The 18,785-nt window shown below is 65.4% G+C and carries 15 protein-coding genes; 4 read left to right on the top strand and 11 right to left on the bottom strand.

Features of this window, described 5'->3' with window-relative positions; all coding sequences use genetic code 11:
- Positions 1-100: 100 nt before the first annotated feature.
- Positions 101-1,327, top strand: a complete 1,227-nt coding sequence (locus WN72_RS32020) for an L-dopachrome tautomerase-related protein (protein ID WP_092213327.1) — start codon at positions 101-103, stop codon at positions 1,325-1,327.
- Positions 1,328-1,375: 48 nt separating this feature from the next.
- Here WN72_RS32020 and WN72_RS32015 read toward each other — a convergent pair whose 3' ends face one another.
- Entirely contained in the window at positions 1,376-1,645 is a 270-nt protein-coding gene (locus WN72_RS32015; RefSeq protein WP_027560376.1) for a hypothetical protein, read from the bottom strand.
- A gap of 198 nt (positions 1,646-1,843) precedes the next feature.
- A complete protein-coding gene (locus tag WN72_RS32010; RefSeq protein ID WP_167380649.1) occupies positions 1,844-2,893 on the bottom strand; it encodes an AraC family transcriptional regulator in 1,050 nt (349 codons plus the stop codon).
- 156 nt (positions 2,894-3,049) lie between these two features.
- Here WN72_RS32010 and WN72_RS32005 point away from each other — a divergent pair, with 156 nt between their 5' ends.
- Positions 3,050-4,486: an outer membrane protein gene (locus WN72_RS32005; protein ID WP_244553674.1), complete on the top strand. Its 1,437-nt coding sequence runs from the start codon at positions 3,050-3,052 to the stop codon at positions 4,484-4,486.
- Between the two features lie 18 nt (positions 4,487-4,504).
- Here WN72_RS32005 and WN72_RS32000 read toward each other — a convergent pair whose 3' ends face one another.
- Both WN72_RS32000 and WN72_RS31995 read right to left on the bottom strand, forming a co-directional pair.
- On the bottom strand, positions 4,505-5,869 hold the full coding sequence (locus WN72_RS32000) for a sensor histidine kinase (protein WP_092213333.1): 1,365 nt from the start codon (positions 5,867-5,869) through the stop codon (positions 4,505-4,507).
- The gene (locus tag WN72_RS31995) at positions 5,866-6,546 is read right to left on the bottom strand and encodes a response regulator transcription factor (protein ID WP_092213335.1); all 681 of its coding nucleotides are present in this window, start codon (positions 6,544-6,546) and stop codon (positions 5,866-5,868) included. Before WN72_RS31995 ends, WN72_RS32000 begins: the two co-directional genes overlap by 4 nt.
- Before the next feature lie 342 nt (positions 6,547-6,888).
- On the opposite strand from WN72_RS31995, the gene WN72_RS31990 reads away from it, so the two are divergent.
- Both WN72_RS31990 and WN72_RS31985 read left to right on the top strand, forming a co-directional pair.
- Positions 6,889-7,776, top strand: coding sequence for a MipA/OmpV family protein (locus WN72_RS31990; RefSeq protein ID WP_167380650.1), 888 nt, complete (start codon positions 6,889-6,891; stop codon positions 7,774-7,776).
- Between the two features lie 3 nt (positions 7,777-7,779).
- Positions 7,780-8,520, top strand: a complete 741-nt coding sequence (locus WN72_RS31985; RefSeq protein WP_092213337.1) for a hypothetical protein — start codon at positions 7,780-7,782, stop codon at positions 8,518-8,520.
- A gap of 3 nt (positions 8,521-8,523) precedes the next feature.
- On the opposite strand, the gene garD is transcribed toward WN72_RS31985, so the two are convergent.
- The 7 genes from garD to WN72_RS31950 form a co-directional block, all read right to left on the bottom strand.
- Complete coding sequence (gene garD / locus WN72_RS31980) at positions 8,524-10,065, bottom strand: galactarate dehydratase (RefSeq protein ID WP_027560370.1); 1,542 nt, start codon at positions 10,063-10,065, stop codon at positions 8,524-8,526.
- 113 nt (positions 10,066-10,178) lie between these two features.
- The gene (locus WN72_RS31975) at positions 10,179-11,627 is read right to left on the bottom strand and encodes an aldehyde dehydrogenase family protein (RefSeq protein ID WP_092213339.1); all 1,449 of its coding nucleotides are present in this window, start codon (positions 11,625-11,627) and stop codon (positions 10,179-10,181) included.
- Between the two features lie 21 nt (positions 11,628-11,648).
- Positions 11,649-12,992 carry a glucarate dehydratase gene (gene gudD, locus WN72_RS31970; RefSeq protein WP_092213342.1) on the bottom strand — a complete coding sequence of 448 codons (1,344 nt, stop codon included), beginning with the start codon at positions 12,990-12,992 and terminating at the stop codon, positions 11,649-11,651.
- A gap of 26 nt (positions 12,993-13,018) precedes the next feature.
- Positions 13,019-13,963: a 5-dehydro-4-deoxyglucarate dehydratase gene (gene kdgD / locus WN72_RS31965; protein ID WP_092213344.1), complete on the bottom strand. Its 945-nt coding sequence runs from the start codon at positions 13,961-13,963 to the stop codon at positions 13,019-13,021.
- 129 nt (positions 13,964-14,092) lie between these two features.
- Entirely contained in the window at positions 14,093-14,998 is a 906-nt protein-coding gene (locus WN72_RS31960; protein WP_092213346.1) for a LysR family transcriptional regulator, read from the bottom strand.
- Positions 14,999-15,123: 125 nt separating this feature from the next.
- Entirely contained in the window at positions 15,124-16,476 is a 1,353-nt protein-coding gene (locus WN72_RS31955) for an MFS transporter (RefSeq protein WP_167380651.1), read from the bottom strand.
- 315 nt (positions 16,477-16,791) lie between these two features.
- Complete coding sequence (locus WN72_RS31950) at positions 16,792-18,744, bottom strand: SGNH/GDSL hydrolase family protein (RefSeq protein WP_092213350.1); 1,953 nt, start codon at positions 18,742-18,744, stop codon at positions 16,792-16,794.
- Between the last annotated feature and the right edge of the window lie 41 nt (positions 18,745-18,785).

Raw genomic sequence — 18,785 nt, 5'->3', positions numbered from 1 at the left:
GACCGGCCTGTGCGTAATTGTCAGTCGCCAAATTAGCGCGCATCGTCGCTCTCGCAAAGACTGATGTCAGCGACGCCGTGATGAACGAGCTTCGGCCTGGATGGAAGTCTCTGCATTCAAAATCCTGCGGCGGCAACCGGCGCAAGACTGGTCGAACGCGCGCGGGAATAACCTTAGAAAACACAGGGAGCGAACGGTGCGAAGCGTGAGGAGAGGAATTCGACTTGTCACTCTGCTGTCGGCGGCAATCGTCACGGGCGCAGCCTGTGCGGAAAGCGGAAGCGGCAACGCTGAAGTTTTCGCGAGGCTGCCTCAGTCAGTCGGCAACATTGCGTTTACGCCCGACAACCAGCTGATCTTCAGCCACCATCCCTTCTTCAGTCCGGACATACGCGTGGCGCGGCTGACGTCGCCGACGACGTTCGAGCCGTTCCCGAATGCCGAATGGAATACGCCACGAAAAGGCACCGATCAGTACCTGGACAATGTGCTGGGCCTTCGTTCCGACGAAAGCGGTGTCGTGTGGATCATCGACATGGGATTCCGGACGCAGATCACGCCGAAGCTGGTGGGGTGGAATACGCGCACCAACAGGCTGGAACGCATCTATTACATGCCGGAGCCGGTGACGGTGAAAGGCTCGCAGCCGCAGGACATCGTGATCGACCAGAAGAACCGGAAGTTCTACGTCGCCGACGAAAACATCGGGCCTGGTGGCGACGGATCTCACGCTGCGATCATCGTCATCGATATGGATACGGGCGTCGCCCGGCGCGTGCTGGACGGCGATCGATCCACGGTCCCCGAGAATGTGCCAATCACCGTGGATGGCAATGATCTGACGGTGCCCGGCAAGGACGGCAAGCCTTCGCTCATCAAGGTCGGCTGCGACGGCATCACGATGGATGCGAGGTCCGAGTGGGTCTATTTCGCGCCGCTCAGCGGCGGTTCGTTGTACCGCATCAAGGCGGCCGACCTCGCCAACGAGAAGCTGCCCGCCGAAGAGCTGAGCGCGAGGGTGGAACGCTACTCGGACAAGCCGAACAATGGCGGCCTGTCGATCGACTACGCGGGCAACATCTACCTGACTGCGGTCGAGACCAAATCGATTGGTGTCGTCGGGACCGATCGGAAGTTTCGCACCTATCTGAGCGATGCGGACATGGTGTGGCCGGACGGGATCACGGCCTCTCCCGACGGCTATATGTACGTATCGGCGTCACAGGTCTCCGCAGCCGCCATGTTCCATGGCGGGAAAGCAGAAAACAAGACGCCGTATCTGATCTATCGATTCAAGCCGATCGCATCGGGCTATATCTCACGCTGACGGCGAGAGCGACGACCCCGGCAAGGACAGCCGGGGTCGCAAATTGTCTCAGCGTTCCTCGCTCGCCGCGGTCGCGCTCGCCAGCCGCTTGACGCGCGGCGACAGCACCGAGACTTGCGCGGGGGAGGCGGGCATGCCGGCGACGATCATCGCGGGCGCGGCCGACTGCTCCTCGACGCCGGCACCGCCGAGCACCTGCACCTGAGTCGTCGAGATCGGAAACGACTTGATTTCGTAAGAGGGAAGTTCGCCGGCGAACGCAGCCGTGGAGCTCGCAATCATCGCACCGGCGACGGCAATCATCGAAAGAAAACGCATTGGAGAATCTCCGTTGAAGATGTCAATCGGAGGTTTGGTCGCGGCGATGCCGCAGCAGGTTCGCTCGCATGCGAACATTCGACGGCGGCCGGCGATCTATTTGGTTGCGTCAGGCGACAGCGATGAAGCAATCCTGAAACATTTCCGCGCTTCGGTTTCATGACCGTTCCGCGCCACGCGACCGGACCCGCGGCAGGTTCATCGGAGCCGTAAAGCGGCAGAGCGGATGTCGGACGGAGTCGCGTTGTAGGCGCGTCGGAACGTCCTGTTGAAATAGGAGATGTCGCCGAAGCCGCACTCGAACGCGATGGCGCTGATGGTGCGGGTGGCGAAGCTCGGATCCTTCAGCATTTGCTGCGCGCAGTCGAGCCGGCGCGCCAGAACGAATTCCGAGAAGCCGGTGCCGTCGCGTTCGAACAGCTTGTGCACGTAACGCGGCGAGACGCCGTGCCGCAAGGCGAGCGTCGTTGCCGACAGTTCCTGATCGCCGAGGTTCTTGCGGATGTCGGTCTTGATGGCCTGAAGCCGGGCGGCCGCGAGGCCGCGCCCTTCCGCTTCATGGGCGACGTCGTCCTCCGCGCCGAGCGCGAGCGCTGCCAGATCGATGATGTGGCTCGCCACGGCGTGCGCGAGCGGCGGCGCATCGAGCGGGCCGGCCGCGTGAAGCGTGTTCACGTACTGCACCAGCAGTCGAAGCGCGCCGTTCTCGGCCGGAATCTGCCGCGCATAGGCGGAGTCCAGATCGCGGAGCAGCACCGCGAGTTCGGGCCGGGGCAGGACGATGGTCAGGAATTGCCCCATGCGGTGCATCGTGCTGACCGACGGATCGGTCCCGGAGATCACGACGGCGGTGCCGGGGCGCCCGACGATCTCGCGCCCGAGCTGTCTCGTCGTGGAAGCGCCGCTGATGAGCACGGAGATACCGAAGCCGTCCCGTGCGCCGGCGAGATGCTGGCGAGTGAGGTGGTAATGTGCCGGCGACCGCGATCCCGACACGATGCCGATGCCGGGCAGGCTCTGGAAGGTCACGCTGGCATGAAACGGCTCGTCGCCGATCGGCTCGATGTCCACATTCGCGATGCTGCGGCCGTAGATCTCCCGCCATTTGGCGAGGCGTTGCTGGACCGGAAATTCGTCCGTGGAGACATGGACGGGCGTGGAGCGGGACTTGGGCGGTGTCATGAAGGAATAGTTGCAGTCCATCGTCCGGCGGTTCGAGCCGATATCACCGATGACGCTATTTTTCAATCGGCGGCGCTTCCGTCGTGTTGTCGGAATGCACCATTGAGCCGGCAATCGGCGGGCGAGTTCATCATTGTCCGGACTTGTTCTCATCGGTCCAAGAGTCGTGCCGCGAGACCTCCTAGGCTTTGCGCAGCTGAAGTCGAGCGAAAGGAATCGGTCGTGAAGAAAGCGTCTCTCGTCGCCGTGGTGATGGTCATCGGCGGAACGGCTGCCGCAGGGGCGGCCGACCTGACCCGGCCGGCCTACGTCAAGGCGCCGCGGATCGAGGCCACGCTTTATGACTGGACCGGCTTCTATCTCGGCGTCAATGCCGGTTATGGCGTTGGCCGCAATCTGACCAGTGCCGGATTTACCGGCACGATCTTTACCGAGATCAACCGCCTCGGGCCGCAGGGCGGGCTCGGCGGCGCGCAGGCCGGCTACAACTGGCAGGGCGGCAATCTCGGTCTCGGCAACGTGGTCCTCGGTGTTGAGACGGATATCCAGGCCGCCGACCTGAAGGACGATCGTTGCGGCGTCTTCTCGCTCCCGGCCTGCAGCGCCCTGGGCCTCACTTATTCGCAACGGCTCGGCTGGTTCGGTACCGTGCGCGGCCGCGTTGGCCTGGCCAATGGCCCCGTGCTGAGCTATGTGACCGGCGGCTTTGCGTATGGCGACGTGCGGACCAGCGTCACCGAGATCCCCGACAGCTTCAGCATCAGCCAGGTCCGCACCGGCTGGACCATCGGTAGCGGTGTCGAGGCTGCTCTCGCGGGCAACTGGACCGGCAAGATCGAATATCTCTATCTCAATCTCGGCACCCAGACGGGCGCAGGCACCCTGCTGGGCACGCCTGCGAGTTTCTCGTCGGATACCCGCGAGCACATTTTCCGTGTCGGCGTGAACTATCGTGTCGGCGGCACCCCCTATCGGGAGCAGCCGGCGGCGAACTGGACGGGGCTTTATGTCGGCGGCAATGCGGGTGCCGCAATTGCGCGCAATGCCAGCACGTATGATGTCGTCGCTTCGACCGATCCCGGACGGCACGACTTGAGCCCGAAAGGCTTCATCGGCGGCGGACAGATCGGCTACAACTGGCAGGCCGCCAATTGGGTGTTCGGTCTCGAAGCCGACATCCAGGGCTCGACCCAGCGCGACAACGAGGTTTGCCTGTTGTGGTGCGGCCCGCCGATCGGCTTCGATCTCACCGTCGACCAGCGGATGACCTGGCTCGGCACGGCGCGGGCGCGCATCGGCTATTCGGTCGGCTCGTCGCTCTTCTATCTGACAGGCGGCGCCGCCTATGGCGACGTGAAGACGACCCTGGTCGACACCAATAATTTCGGTGTGTTCGTCGTGCAGCAGATCACCGCCAGGCACACCAAGAGCGGCTACACCGTCGGTGGCGGCCTCGAGTCGCCCGTCAATCCGTTCGGCTTGCTCGGTCCGAACTGGACCGCGAAGACGGAATATCTGTTCGTCGACCTCGGCAGCGTGACCGACCAGTACACCAGCGTTTTCGGTGCGACGTTCGCCCACACCAGCCACCTCCAGGAGCACATCTTCCGCAGCGGGCTGAACTATCACTTCAACACGCCGGTGGTGGCGAAGTATTGAGAGAGCGGCGAGGGCGCGCTAGCGCGCTTCCAGATCGAGCTGCGGAGATTTCGTCGCCGCCGCTCGTTCGGGAAAGCGCAGGCTCATCGTCGTGCCGTGGCCGGGCGCGGAGAAGATGGCGAGCTCACCGCCATGGGCGGTCATGATCTCGCGGACGATCGACAGGCCGAGGCCAGCGCCGCCGCCTGCGGTGTTGCCGGTCTGAAACGGCTCCAGCAGCTTGTGCTCGGCGCCGTCGGGCAGGCCTGCGCCGTCGTCTTCCACCGCGATGCTGCGGCCGGCGAGCGTGACGACGATGCGTCGGGCGCCATGGGCATGGATCAGCGCGTTGCCGACGAGATTGGCGAGCGCGCTGCGAATGGCGGCATCGACGCCCTGCACCAGCACCGGGCCTTCCTCGGCGCGCTCCAGCGCAAGCTCGATGCCGGCGTCCAGCGCCGAGGGACCGAAATCGGCCAGCACGTCCAGCGTGATCTCGGCAAGATCGATCGGCCGCTTTTCGATCGCATGATTTTGCAGGCGCGCCAGGTCGAGCATTGCGGACACCAGCGACGTCAGGCGGCGGACGTCGCGCACCAGCTCGGCCTTCAAGGCCGGCTCGGGCACGTCCTCGATCTTCGCGCGCAGCAGCGTCAGCGGCGTGCGAAGCTGATGGGCGGCGTTGCCGAGAAAGCGTCGCTGCATCCTGATATAGGCATCGATCTCGCCGAAGGCGCGGTTCAGCGCCTCGACCAGCGGCTTCAGCTCGCGAGGGACCTCGGACAGGGATATCAGACCCTGCGGGGCTGCAGGGTCGATCGCGAGCGCGCGAAGCGCCACCCGTTCGATGCCGCGTGAGACGAAACGCGCGGCCAGCGCCGCGCCGACGGCGACGGTCGCGGCGAAGGCCAGCGCCAGCAGCATGATCGAAAAGACACTGCGGATGAGAAAGTTTCGTGCAATCCGGCCGAACCGGACTTGAGGCTCGCCGATCATCATCGCGAGCTGCAACGAGCCCCTTTGCACGACGGCGAGGCAGAAGGTGCTCTTCTGGTCGAGCGTGTTGAAGACCGATGAGCCGACGGGCCCGTGATAGGGAAACGCGAAGGGAAGGGCCGGCCGGCGTTCGCTGCCGTACTCGCTGACCATGTCGCCTGCGGACACGACGTACCAGAGGTTCGGGCTGTCCGCCTTGAGCTCTTCGAGAGCGCGCGTCGGGCGCACCGTGAGGTTCTGCCCTTCGATCTCGGTGGCGCGGTCGAGAACGGCAACCACGACCCGGCACGCCCTGAACTCGCGCTCCTCCATCGGATAGCGCCACATGAAGAGGCCGAGCATGATCAGGAAGATCGTCGTCGCGGCGATGCCGAGCGACAGCGCAAAGGTCCGGGCGATCGAGGTCATCGCGGCGTGGCCAGCCGTAGGATGTAACCGATGCCGCGCATGCTGCGGATCTCGACGTCGCCGCCGTATGCCGCCAATTTTTTCCTCAAGCGCGAGACCTGCGCTTCGAGCGTGTTGGATTCGATCTCGTCGTCGAAACCGTAGATTTCCTCGATCAGGGCCTCGCGGGTGATGACGCGATCGCGGCGCATCAGCAGCGCGCCCAGGATCAGGGCCTCGCGCCGCCGCAGCAGGACCTTGGTATCGCCGACCATCGCCTCGTTGCTGCCGAGATGCAGCTCGACATTGCCAAGCGACAGCACCGCGGGCGCGAGCAGGCGAGGCCGGCGCAAGACCGCACGCACACGCGCGATCAATTCCTGCGGCTCGAACGGCTTGCCGAGATAGTCGTCGGCGCCGCCGTTGAGGCCGTCGACGACGTCCTCCTTGGCGTCCTTGGAGGTCAACATGATGATCGCGGGACGTTCCGGCGACTGGCTCAGCGCGGTGACCACCTCGAGCGCATCGCCGTCAGGCAGCATCCGGTCGACGATCGCGAGATCATATTTGAAATTGTCCAGCGCCTGGCGGGCATCGGCAATCGAGCCGACGAGGTCGACGACGCCGTGCAATTGTCCGAGCAGCCGGCTGACATAGGCGCCGATCTGCGGTTCGTCTTCGATCACGAGCGAGCGCACGCACCTCGTCCTTCTCTGCTGGGGCAATCGAACCCCGACCATGACGCTTCCTGGCCGAATTCCGGCATTTCGGTTCGTGCGCGAGGTTCCATTAAGGCAGCGAGCTAGGCGAATAAAAGGCAGGAGCCGGGGAGTTGCACCGGCTGCGGCGGCCAAAATTTGAGAGTGTGAGCGGGGGCCGGCAATGTTCGTGCAATGTTGGTCCGGCTGCACGGCTGACCGCGCGAAATGTCGCGGCGACGATCGCCCGTTGCAATCTTGGGGCAATTTTGCCGGGTCACATGCGGGGCTCCGAACCACATCAAGTCGACTCGGCCAGCAAGGCCGGTCCGGGGCCCCGTAATGACTTATCTTGACGAAGCCGCTCTCCGCCTCACGGCGAATGCGCGGCGGACGACCGCCTTGCTTGCCGCACTCGGCACGATCATCGCGCTTCCTCAGGCTGCATCGGCGCAGACCGCATTCACGCTGCCGGCGCCGCCATTCGACCTGCCGATGCTGCCATCGCCCTCCGGCAACTGGACCGTCATGGTCGGCATCGGTGGCGAATACACGCCTGACTTCGTCGGATCGAAGAACGGGAGATTTCTCCCGATCCCGATCTTCACCATCCGTCGTGCCGGATCCATCGACCAGTTTCGCGGACCTCGCGACAGCGCCAGCATTGCGCTGCTCGACGTCGGCAATTTTCGCGCCGGCCCCGCGTTCAAATATGTCTCCTCGCGCAAGAGCGACAGATATGCCGAGCTGACGGGCCTTGGCGACGTCAAGGCGGCCTATGAGCTCGGAGGTTTCGTCGAATATTATCCGGTCGACTGGCTGCGCCTGCGCAGCGAATTGCGCCAGGGCTTGGGTGGCCACACCGGCGCCGTAGCAGATGTCTCCGCCGACGTCATCGTGCCGCTGATCCAGAGGCTGACGGTCTCGGCTGGCCCGCGCTTCACCTGGAAGAGCACCAAGGCGACCGCGCCCTATTTCGGCGTCGACGCAGTGCAGGCGGCAGCGTCGGGATTGCCACTATATGATGCCAGGGGCGGCGCGCACTCGGTCGGCTTCGGCAGCCAGATCTCCTACCGCATCAATCCGCAATGGGAGGTCCATGCCTATGTCGAGTACGAGAAGCTGCTGGGCGATGCCGCTGACAGTCCGCTGGTCAAGCTGCGGGGATCGTCGAACCAGACCACGGTAGGCCTGGGCGCCTCCTATTCCTTCGATTTCAGGATTCGATAGGCGATGCGCCGCATAGCTGTTCTATGGATTGGCCTCGCGTTTGCCTCCGCCGTTCTCGGCGCCGCCGCCGCGTTCGAGACACGCACGAGCCGCCTGCAGGCGATCAAGACCGTCGGCATCATCTCGGCCATCGGCGAGGAGATGAGCCTGACGCAGGCCGGCCTGACCGGGTTCGGCAAGACCGGGCAAAGCGCTTCGATCAGCGCGTGGGGGCTGGACGAGTTCATCGTGCACCAAGCGACGAAGCTCCTCAGCGGCCGCTTTCGCGTGCAGCCGGTGAGCTATCGCCGCGTCGCGTTCGCCGCTGTCAGGGATTCGCCGGTTACGCCCGTCAATCTCCTGCGCAGCGATCCGTTCAAGGAGCTGGTTCGCAGCGATGTCTCTCCGCAAGGCCTGGACGCCTACATCGTGATCACGCGGGCGAAGTCGAAGCTCGGCAACGGCCGCAACGTCGAGGGTGTCGGGCTCGCCGAATACCGGACCCTCCTTGCGGATTACGGCCTGATCCACGCGCTGTACGAAGTCCGCGTCATCGATGGCAAGTCGTTCGACGTGATCGAGAAGCGGGCCGCCGCGCCGCTCGACAACACGGCGACGATGCGGATTGCCGGCCCGAGCGGCGCAGTCGACGCGACGTTTGACGGTCCGGCTTCGAGCGAACGGCTGCGCGCGGCGATTGCGGACCTCATCACGCGCAGCCTGCCGGTCACGCTCGGCGACATGCACCTGCTCGGCAGCCAGTGACCCTCAGGTCACCGGCGCCGGATTGAACAGCGTGAGATCGTTGTGGATGCCCCAGCGGTCCGACCACGGCTTGGTGCGGCCGGAGGCGACGTCGAGGATCAGGCGGAACAGGTCCCAGCCGCATTCCTCGATGGTCTTCTCGCCGGTGGCGATGCTGCCTGAATCGAAGTCGATCAGGTCCTTCCAGCGCCGCGCGAGCTCGCTGCGGGTCGCGACCTTGATCACGGGCGCGGCCGCAAGGCCGTAAGGCGTGCCGCGACCGGTGGTGAAGACCTGCAGCGTCATGCCGGAGGCGAGCTGGAGCGTGCCGCAGATGAAGTCGGAGGCGGGCGTTGCCGCGAACAGCATGCCCTTCTGCGTCGCCTTCTCGCCGGGCGAGAGCACGCCGGTGATGGCGGATGATCCGGACTTCACGATCGAGCCGAGCGACTTCTCGACGATGTTGGCAAGTCCGCCCTTCTTGTTGCCGGGCGTGGTGTTGGCGCTGCGGTCGGCGCCGCCGCGCGCGAGATAGGAATCGTACCAGGCCATCTCGCGCACCAGCGCGCGGCCGACGTCCTCGTTGATGGCACGGCGGGTCAGGAGCTGGATGGCGTCGCGCACCTCGGTCACTTCAGAGAACATCACGGTGGCGCCGGCGCGCACCAGGAGGTCCGCGGCGAAGCCGACGGCGGGGTTCGCGGTGACGCCGGAGAAGGCGTCGCTGCCGCCGCATTGCAGGCCGATGACGAGATCGGAGGCCGGGCAGGTCTCGCGCTTGCGGGTGTTGAGCACCTTCAGCCGTGCCTCGGCCTGGGTCATGATCGCATCGACGATCGCACCAAAGCCGTCGAAGGCCTCGTCCTGCATGCGCACGATGGCATCGCTGACGCCTTCCGGCACCAGCCGCTCCGGCGCGAGCTTCTCGCAGCCGAGGCCGACGACCAGAATCTCGCCCCCGAAATTCGGATTGAGTGCGAGGTTCTGCAAGGTGCGGATCGGCACGACTGCGTCGGGCGCGGTAATCGCGACGCCGCAGCCATAGGCGTGCGTCAACGGGACAACGTCGTCGACGTTCGGATATTTCGGCAGCAGCTCGGCGCGGATGCGCTTGACCGCATATTCCATCGTGCCCTTGACGCATTGCACGGAGGAGGAGATGCCGAGGATGTTTTTCGTTCCGACTGAGCCGTCCGGATTGCGGTAGCCTTCGAAGGTGAAGCCTTCGAGCGGAGGCAGCGGTGCGGGAACGGCGGTCGAGATCTCGAGCTTGTCGAGGGCTGGGGCCTCCGGCATGCGGATGCGGGCTTCATCGACCCATTCGCCGGCTGATATCGGCGAGAGCGCATAGCCGATGATCTCGCCATAGCGGATGATCGGGGCGTCTTGCGCGATGTCGACCAGCGCCGTCTTGTGCCCTTGCGGCACGAAGGCGCGCAGCGTCAGCCCGCTGGCAAAGCGGGAGCCGGCGGGAAGCCCGAAATCATTGACCACGATCGCGACATTGTCGCGCTCGTTGAGCTTGATGTAGCGGGGCTGTTCTTTCGCTGCGACGTCCTGGTCCATCTGCTTTGCCTCAGAAGTCGTAGGGTGGGCAAAGGCGCAACGCGCCGTGCCCACCTTGTTTCACGTCGAACGTAGCTGGTGGGCACGCTTCGCTTTGCCCACCCTACGATGTCTCAACCCGGGAAAGTATAAGCCGTCTTCACCGTCGTATAGAACTCGCGGGCATAGGAGCCCTGCTCGCGGGCGCCGTAGCTCGAGCCTTTCCGGCCGCCGAACGGGACGTGATAGTCGACGCCTGCGGTCGGCAGATTGACCATCACCATGCCGGACTCGCTGTTGCGCTTGTAGTGCGAGGCGTATTTCAGGCTGGTGGTGCAGATGCCGGAGGCGAGGCCGAACTCGGTGTCGTTGGAGATGGCGAGGGCCTCCTCGTAGTTCTTGGCGCGGATGACGGCGGCGACGGGGCCAAAGATCTCCTCACGCGCGATGCGCATGTTGTTGTTGGCTTCGGTGAACAGCGCCGGCTGCAGATAATGGCCGGGGTTCTCGCGCTTGAGCAGCTCGCCGCCGAAGGCGAGCTTGGCGCCCTCATCCTGGCCGATCTTGATGTAGCGCAGGTCCTGGTCGAGCTGGCTTTGGTCGACCACGGGGCCGATATGCACGCCCGCCTTGAGCGCGTCGTCCACCGACAGGCTGTTCAGGCGTTCGGCCATCGCCGCGACGAAGCGGTCATGGATGCCTTCAGTGACGATCAGGCGGGAGGAGGCAGTGCAGCGCTGACCGGTCGAGAAATAGGCGCCGTTGACGGCGACCTCGACGGCGGTCTTCAGGTCGGCGTCGTCGAGCACGACCAGCGGATTCTTGCCGCCCATCTCGAGCTGGAACTTCTTCATCGGGTTGGAGAGCACGCAGGCCTGCGCGATCTTGCGGCCGGTCTGCACCGAGCCAGTGAAGGAGATCGCGGCGACGTCAGGATGTTCGAGCAAGGTCTGGCCGACCACTGAGCCGGAGCCGACCACGAGGTTGAATACGCCGGCGGGAATGCCGGAGCGGGTGATGATCTCCGACAGCGCATGCGCCGAGCCTGGCACCAGCTCGGCCGGCTTGAACACCACGGTGTTGCCGTAGCAGAGCGCCGGCGCGATCTTCCAGGCGGGAATCGCGATCGGGAAATTCCAGGGCGTGATCATGCCGACGACGCCGACCGGCTCACGGGTGAGCTCGACGTCGAGGCCGGGGCGCACCGAGGCGCCCTTCTCGCCGATCAGGCGCAGCGCCTCGCCGGCGAAGAAGGCGAAGATCTGGCCAGCGCGGGCGACCTCGCCGATACCTTCTGGAAGCGTCTTGCCTTCCTCGCGGGCGAGCAGGCGTCCGAGCTCTTCCTTGCGGGCGAGGATTTCGGTCGAGATCTTGTTGAGCGCGTCGTAGCGCACCTGCGGGGTCGACTGCGCCCAGGCGGGGAAGGCGGCCTTGGCGGCGGCGATCGCCTTCTCGGTCTGCGCCTTGTCGGCTTTGGCGTATTCGCCGACGAGATCGTTGGTGTTGGAGGGATTGATGTTCTTCGTGATGCCGGATCCCTCGATCCATTCGCCGCCGATGAAGTTTCTCAGGATTTCTGTCATCTCATTCCTCCAGATTTTCTCTTAGCGCACGAGGCACGGACGCTTGTCGTCGAAGGTCCAGCCGGGGATCAGGTCCTGCATGGCCATAGCGTCATCCCGGGCGCCAAGTCCATGCTTCTTGTAGAGCTCATGCGCGGTCTCGATGGCCGCGCGGTCGATCTCGATGCCGAGGCCTGGACGGTCCGGGACCGCGATCTTGCCGCCCCTGATCTGGAGGGGCTCTTGCGTCAGCGCCTGACCGTCCTGCCAGATCCAGTGGGTGTCGATCGCGGTGACCTTGCCGGGGGCGGCGGCGCCGACATGGGTGAACATGGCGAGCGAGATGTCAAAGTGATTGTTGGAGTGCGAGCCCCAGGTCAGGCCGTTGTCACGGCAGGTCTGGGCGACGCGCACCGAGCCTTGCATGGTCCAGAAATGGGGATCGGCCAGCGGGATGTCCACCGCGCCCAGGCGCAGCGCATGGGAGAGCTGCCGCCAGTCGGTGGCGATCATGTTGGTTGCGGTCGGCAGCCCCGTGGCGCGGCGGAACTCGGCCATGATCTCGCGGCCCGAGAAGCCGGCTTCGGCACCGCAGGGATCCTCGGCATAGGCGAGGATGCCGTGCATGTCCTTGCAGAGGCTGATGGCCTCGTCGAGTGACCAGGCCCCGTTGGGGTCGAGCGTGACGCGCGCGTTGGGGAAGCGCTTTGCAATCGCGGTGACGGCCTCGATCTCCTGCTCGCCGCGGAGCACGCCGCCCTTGAGCTTGAAATCGGCGAAGCCGTAATGGTCGTGGGTCGCCTCGGCGAGCCGCACCACGGTCTCGGGCGTCATCGCCTCCTGATGGCGGAGGTTGAACCATTCCGCCTTGCCGGTCTCGCCCGTGACGTAGTCGAGCTTGCTCTTGCGACGGTCGCCGACGAAGAACAGGTAGCCGAGCGTCTCGACGCTCTTGCGCTGCTGGCCTTCGCCGAGCAGGGCTGCGACCGGCAGCGCGAGATGCTGGCCGAGCAGGTCCAGCAGCGCCGACTCGACTGCGGTGACCGCGTGGATCATGACGCGGAGGTCAAAGGTCTGCTTGCCGCGGCCGCCGGCATCACGATCGGCGAAGGCGGTGCGGATGTCGGCCAGGATGTTGTTCATCGCGCCGACGGTCTTGCCGATCACGAGATCGCGGGCGTCCTGCAGTGTCTGCCAGATCTTCTGTCCGCCCGGCACCTCGCCGACGCCGGTGTGGCCGGCATTGTCGGTGAGGATGACGATGTTGCGGGTGAAGAACGGCGCATGCGCGCCGCTGAGGTTGAGGAGCATGCTGTCGCGGCCCGCGACCGGGATCACCTGCATCGCCGTGACGACCGGTGCGCCGGAGATTTCCGTCTGGGCCATCGCACGCTCCTCCCTGTTGTCTGCTGCTATTCTGCAGCCTGTTGTGACGATCGTGCGGCGGGCAGCTTCTTCACCAGCGCGGCCAGCTCCGCGATCTCCTGCTCGGTGAGGTCGGTGAGCGGCGGACGGACCGGGCCGGAATCGCGGCCGATCACCTTCATGCCGGCCTTGATGATCGAGACCGCATAGCCCTTCTTGCGGTTGCGGATCGCGATCAGCGGCAGGATGAAGTCCTTCAGCCCGGCGTGGATCGCCGCATGGTCGCGCTTGCGCACGGCGGCGTAGAAATTGGTGGCGAATTCCGGCACGAAGTTGAACACGGCCGACGAATAGGTCGTCACGCCCATGTCGAGATAGGGCAGCGCGAAGGTCTCGGCGGTCGGCAGGCCGCCGACATAGGTCAGGCGATCGCCGAGCTTGGTGTAGACACGCGTCATCAACTCGATGTCGCCGATGCCGTCCTTGTAGCCGACGAGGTTCGGGCAGCGCTCGGCAAGGCGCGCGAGCGTATCGGGCTGGAGGATGGCGTTGTCGCGGTTGTAGACGATGACGCCGATCTTCACGGAGGCGCAGACCGCCTCGACATGGGCGGCAAGGCCTTCCTGCTCGGAATGGGTGAGATAGGGCGGCAGCAGCAAGAGGCCGTCGGCGCCGGCCTTTTCCGCGCCGATCGCGATCTCGCGGGCGATCGCGGTGCCGTAGCCGGTGCCGGCGAGCACGGGCACGCGGCCCTTGGTCTCGTCGACGGCGACTTTCACGACTTGCGGAACCTCGGTCGGGGTCAGCGAGAAGAACTCGCCGGTGCCGCCGGCGGCGAACAGACCTGCGACGTCATAGCCGCACAGCCAGTCCATGTTGGCGCGGTAGGTCGCCTCGTCGAAGGAGTAGTCCGCCTTGAACGGCGTGACGGGGAAGGACAGGAGGCCCGATCCGATCTTCTGGGCCATCTCCTGCGGGGTCATCTTGCTCATGGGCGCTGCTCCCTTGCCTCGTGTTGTGGAGGACGCAAGCAGAAGGCCGCGCGTCCATGCGCCGTGGTTTAGGAGACCGTTCGATGCGCGTCCAAGCCAAAGCCTATATCGACCGATGCGGATTGAGCATCAATCTTCCGCCACCTCCGCGGAGGACAATTCGCCGGCGATTTTGACCAGGGCCGACAGCAGCGGGTTCTCGTCGTCGCGGCGCCAGACCATGAACAGCTCGACGGGGACACGGGTGCGCAGCTTGAGCGGCCGCAGCCGCACGTCGGAGATCTTCAGGCTCGCGGCCGCAGCCGGCACGATGGCAAGGCCGAGGCCGGCGCGCACCATGGCGAGGATCGAATGGATCTGGCTGAGATGCTGAACATAGCGCGGCAGCACGTCGGCCCGCGTGAACAGCGCCACCAGGAGATCGTGGAAGTAGCGGCTCTCATAGGGCGAATACATCACGAAGGGCTGGTCGTCGAAGTCCTTGATGGTGATGCTGTCGGCATTCGCCAGCGGATGCTTCTTCGGGATCGCAGCCAGCAGCGGCTCGGCGACGACGCGGCGGCTGGTGAGCTCGGGACGCGCGATCGGCGGCCGCAGCAGGCCGGCGTCGATCTGGCCCGAGGTCAGCGCCTCGAACTGGTCGCCCGACACCATCTCCTTCAGCGAGAAATCGACTTCGGGCAGTTTCGCGCGGCAGGCGGCGACCAGTTCGGGCAGGAAGCCGTAGGCGGCGGCCGCGGTGAAGCCGATCTTGAGCGAGCCGGTCTTGCCGAGTGCGATGCGGCGGGCGACTTGCGAGGCGCTTTCCGCAAGCTTGAGGATGCGCCGCGCCTCGGGTAGGAAGCTGCGCCCCGCCGGCGTCAGCCGCACCGAGCGGCTGGTGCGCTCCAGCAGCGGCGCGTCGATGATGTGCTCGAGCACCTGGATCTGCCGGGACAGCGGCGGCTGGGTCATGTTCAGCCGCGCGGCGGCGCGGCCGAAATGCAGTTCCTCCGCCACCGTGACAAAACAGCGGAGCTGATTGAGGTCGAACATCGATACATGCCTTAGATGGATAAGGCGTTTCCCCGGCACTTCTAGCATCGATCACTCCCAAAACAAAGACGGCGGCTTTTGAGGGCCGCCGTTGAGTTGCCTGGTCAAGCTCCCATGGGGAGCCCTCAGGAGGAACGTTTGAGCACCACCCGCTCGATCTTGCCGACGATGACGAGATAGGCGAAGGCGGCCACCAGCGCGTTGGCGCCGACGAACACCAGTGCGCCGTTGAACGAGCCGGTGGCGGCCAGGATGTAGCCGATCACGATCGGGGTGGTGATCGAGGAGAGGTTGCCGAAGGTGTTGAACAGGCCGCCGGAGACGCCGCCGGCTTCCTTGGGCGAGGTGTCGGAGACGACCGCCCAGCCGAGCGCGCCGATGCCCTTGCCGAAGAAGGCGAGCGCCATGAAGCCGACCACCAGCGCCTGTCCGTCGACATAGTTGCAGGCGATGATCGACATCGACAGCAGCATGCCGCCGACGATCGGGATCTTGCGCGCCATGGTCAGCGAGCCGGTCCTGCGCAGGATCGCATCGGAGATGATGCCGCCGAGCACGCCGCCGATGAAGCCGCACAGCGCAGGCAGCGTCGCGACGAAGCCGGCTTGCAGGATCGACAGGCCGCGCTCCTTGACGAGGTAGACCGGAAACCAGGTCAGGAAGAAATACGTCAGCGTGTTGATGCAGTACTGGCCGAGATAGACGCCGAGCATCATGCGGTTGGAGAGCAGCTGGCGGATGTGGTCCCAGCCGGAGCCAGCCTCGGGCGCACGCTCGCGCAGCAGATCGTCCTTGGGCGCGTCGAGATCGACCAGCGCGCCGCCTTCCTTGATGTAGTCGAACTCCGCCTCGTTGATCGAGGGGTGCTCCTTTGGGCCGTAGATGGTCTTGAGCCAGGCGAGACCCATGACGACGCCAAGCGCGCCCATCACGAAGAACACATAGCGCCAGCCGTAATCATGCGCGATCCAGCCCATCAGCGGCGCGAAGATCACGGTGGCGAAATACTGTCCAGAGTTGAAGAAGGCCGATGCGGTGCCGCGCTCGTTGCCGGGAAACCACGCCGCGACGATGCGGGCGTTGGCGGGGAAGGAGGGGGCTTCAGCGACGCCGACCAGCAGGCGAAGCGCGAACAGCACGGCGACGGCGGCGCCGGCACTGAGGAAGCCGACCCAGCCCTGCATCAGCGTGAACAGCGACCAGACGATGATGCTGAAGGCATAGACGAGGCGCGAGCCGTAACGGTCGAGCAGCCAGCCGCCCGGCACTTGGGCAACGACATAGGACCAGCCGAACGCCGAGAAGATCCAGCCCATGGCGATGGGATCGAGATGCAGCTCCTTGGAAAGCGCAGGGCCCGCGATCGACAGCGTGGCCCGGTCGGCATAATTGACGGTGGTGACCAGGAACAACATGGTCACGATGAACAGCCTGACGCGAGACCTCCTCACGTCCGCTGCGGACACCACTGCGCTCATCATGCGCCTCCTTAGAACTCGAAACGTTTCCTCAAGGCGACTCCTAGAGGCGCGCGCGGCAAAGTGTCCAAGTTGAAGGGAGTATCGATCGATGCCGTTTTTGGATTGATGGAACGGCGGGTTGGGGGAACGATGCGTGGTGACGGCGAACACGTGCCACGCACTCAACTCTCATTCCCCGCGAAGGCGGGGAATCCAGTACGCCGCGGCGTCTCGATTCAAATCACCGCTGTCACGGAGTACTGGATCGCCCGCTCCAGTGCGCGATTGCGCACAAGGCGGACGATGACGGCGTGTGTGGAGGTAGCGTCGCTTCTACTGCCGCGCGCTCGGCAGCAACTGCGGCAGGAATCCGCTCGTCACGCCGGGCGGCACGGCGTCGAGACCCAGCACCGCACTTGCCGCCGGCAGCGCTGCGTCCGCCATCGCCGCATGGCCTTCCGCGCTCGGATGCACGGCGCCGCCATAGACCGCGGAGAGCACGCCCCAGGTGGCATCGTGGATGTCGGTCGGCTGGCTCGCGGCCGGCAAGCCTTGCGGATAGGTCATCGCGGCAAAATAGCTGTCATTGGCGTCGCGGATCCAGCGCGCGCGGGGCAGGTAGGCGCGGTACTCCGAGGCGCCGCGGCCGCACAGCATCGGCTGGCTCGCCGCGCTCACGATGTCAGGGTTGAAGCTCTGGCCGTTCTCCGCGAAGCAAGTGCGGTCGAATTCGGGATCGTTGCCCGAATGCGCGCAGAAGCCGTGATCGGCGAAAGCGGCCTGATGCGCATCGACGAAGGTCATGCGGTCGGATTCGGGATCGCGGCACAGCGCGCCGCGGGTGCAGGTGGCAAGTCCCTTCAGCTGCGGCAGAAACTCGGTGTCGACGAAGGTCGAGACACGCGCGAGGCGTTGCGGGTCGGCGTTGAAGGACGGATGGATGTCGAAGCCGGCGCGGCCGCCGCGGCAGGGCACGCCGCCATCGGCGAGCGCCGGATTGGCGTAGGAGACATAGACCACGTGCGAGAGGTCGCCGCCGACGAGCGGCTTCAAGGCCTCGCGCAAGCGAACGAAATTCTGCGGCAGCTCGCGCGCCAGCGCGTCGCGGGAATCGTCGACGCTCGCCATCACGCCGGAGCGGCGGAACAGCGCGCGCTCGGTCGCGGTGTCGACGATGACGTCGGCGACGAGGCCGGAGAAATAGACGTCGTTGGCGCCGACCGAGAGCAGCACGAGGTCGAGCGTGCGGTCGGGCTGGCGTTTCTTCGCCGCGGTGAGCGCCTCGCGCAGCTCGGCGACCTGCGCGTTCACGCTGGTGTTGCAGACGCCGGTCTTGCCGGGCGGGCATTCGCGGGCGCGCTGCGAGCCGAGCAGCCCGTCGCCGATGCTGGCGCCGGTGCAGGCGAGTGGTAGATAGGTCACGGCGATGTGGGTGTAGCGCACCGCGAGCGCCAGCGCGGTGCGGGCCTGGTAGCTGTAGAGCGAGCGGTGGCACGGCGCATTGAACCACAACGCGCTGTAGTGCTGCCAGTTGGCGAGCGTGTCCGGCGCCTCGCAGGCGCGACCGCCTTTGTAGCCGGCGCGGCTCGGCCGGTAGTATTGCGCGCCGGCGGTGCCGAGATAGGAGCGGAAGCAGAAGCCTTCGTCCGACAGCGCCAGCGGCCGGTCCGGATTGCCTTCGCCCGAGGCGATGCTGTCGCCGAGGCCGGCGATGAAGATATCGCGGACCTGGATTTCGGTCTGGACGCGCTGGGTCGGGTCGGAGCCGGAGGAGACGTCGACGGTTGCGACCGTCTGCTTGCCGTAGCGGACGCGCAGATTGACCGGCTCGGCGCAGTCGAAGGTCGATTGTTGCGGTCCGTCGCCGTCGTCGAAGCTCCAGGCGCAGGTGGCGCCGACCGGCACCGCGCCGGTCAGGCGCACGGTGATGGGGTGGTCGATCGGGGTGATGTAGTTCTCTTTGACGTTGTCGCGGGTGCAGGGCTGGTTGACCCGGCCCTGGAGGTCGATGCAGAGCCGGTTGACCATGTTGCGAGCCCAGCCGCGGCCCTCGCTCTGGAGCTCCAGCGATTGCTCGGCGGCGAGGATGTTGCGATTACGCGCATTCTCGACATGGAGCAGGAAGTCGCGCTCCTCGCGGAACAGGCGGAAGCGGTTGCGCACCTCCCAATTGACCTGCATCGCGCCGGCATCCTGCGCGGCAGCGCGCTCGGACGGCCAGACGGTCAAAATCCCGGCAAACACCAGGGCGCAGGCGGAGAGGGTGCGAAAGGAAAGTCGGATCATGGCCCGCGTCTTCAACGGCAAAGTTGAGGCGGAAATAAGAG

Origin of the sequence: Bradyrhizobium arachidis, assembly GCF_015291705.1 — a bacterium.
Classification (GTDB): Bacteria; Pseudomonadota; Alphaproteobacteria; order Rhizobiales; family Xanthobacteraceae; genus Bradyrhizobium; species Bradyrhizobium arachidis.
This window is presented reverse-complemented; position numbering and strand designations above follow the sequence as displayed.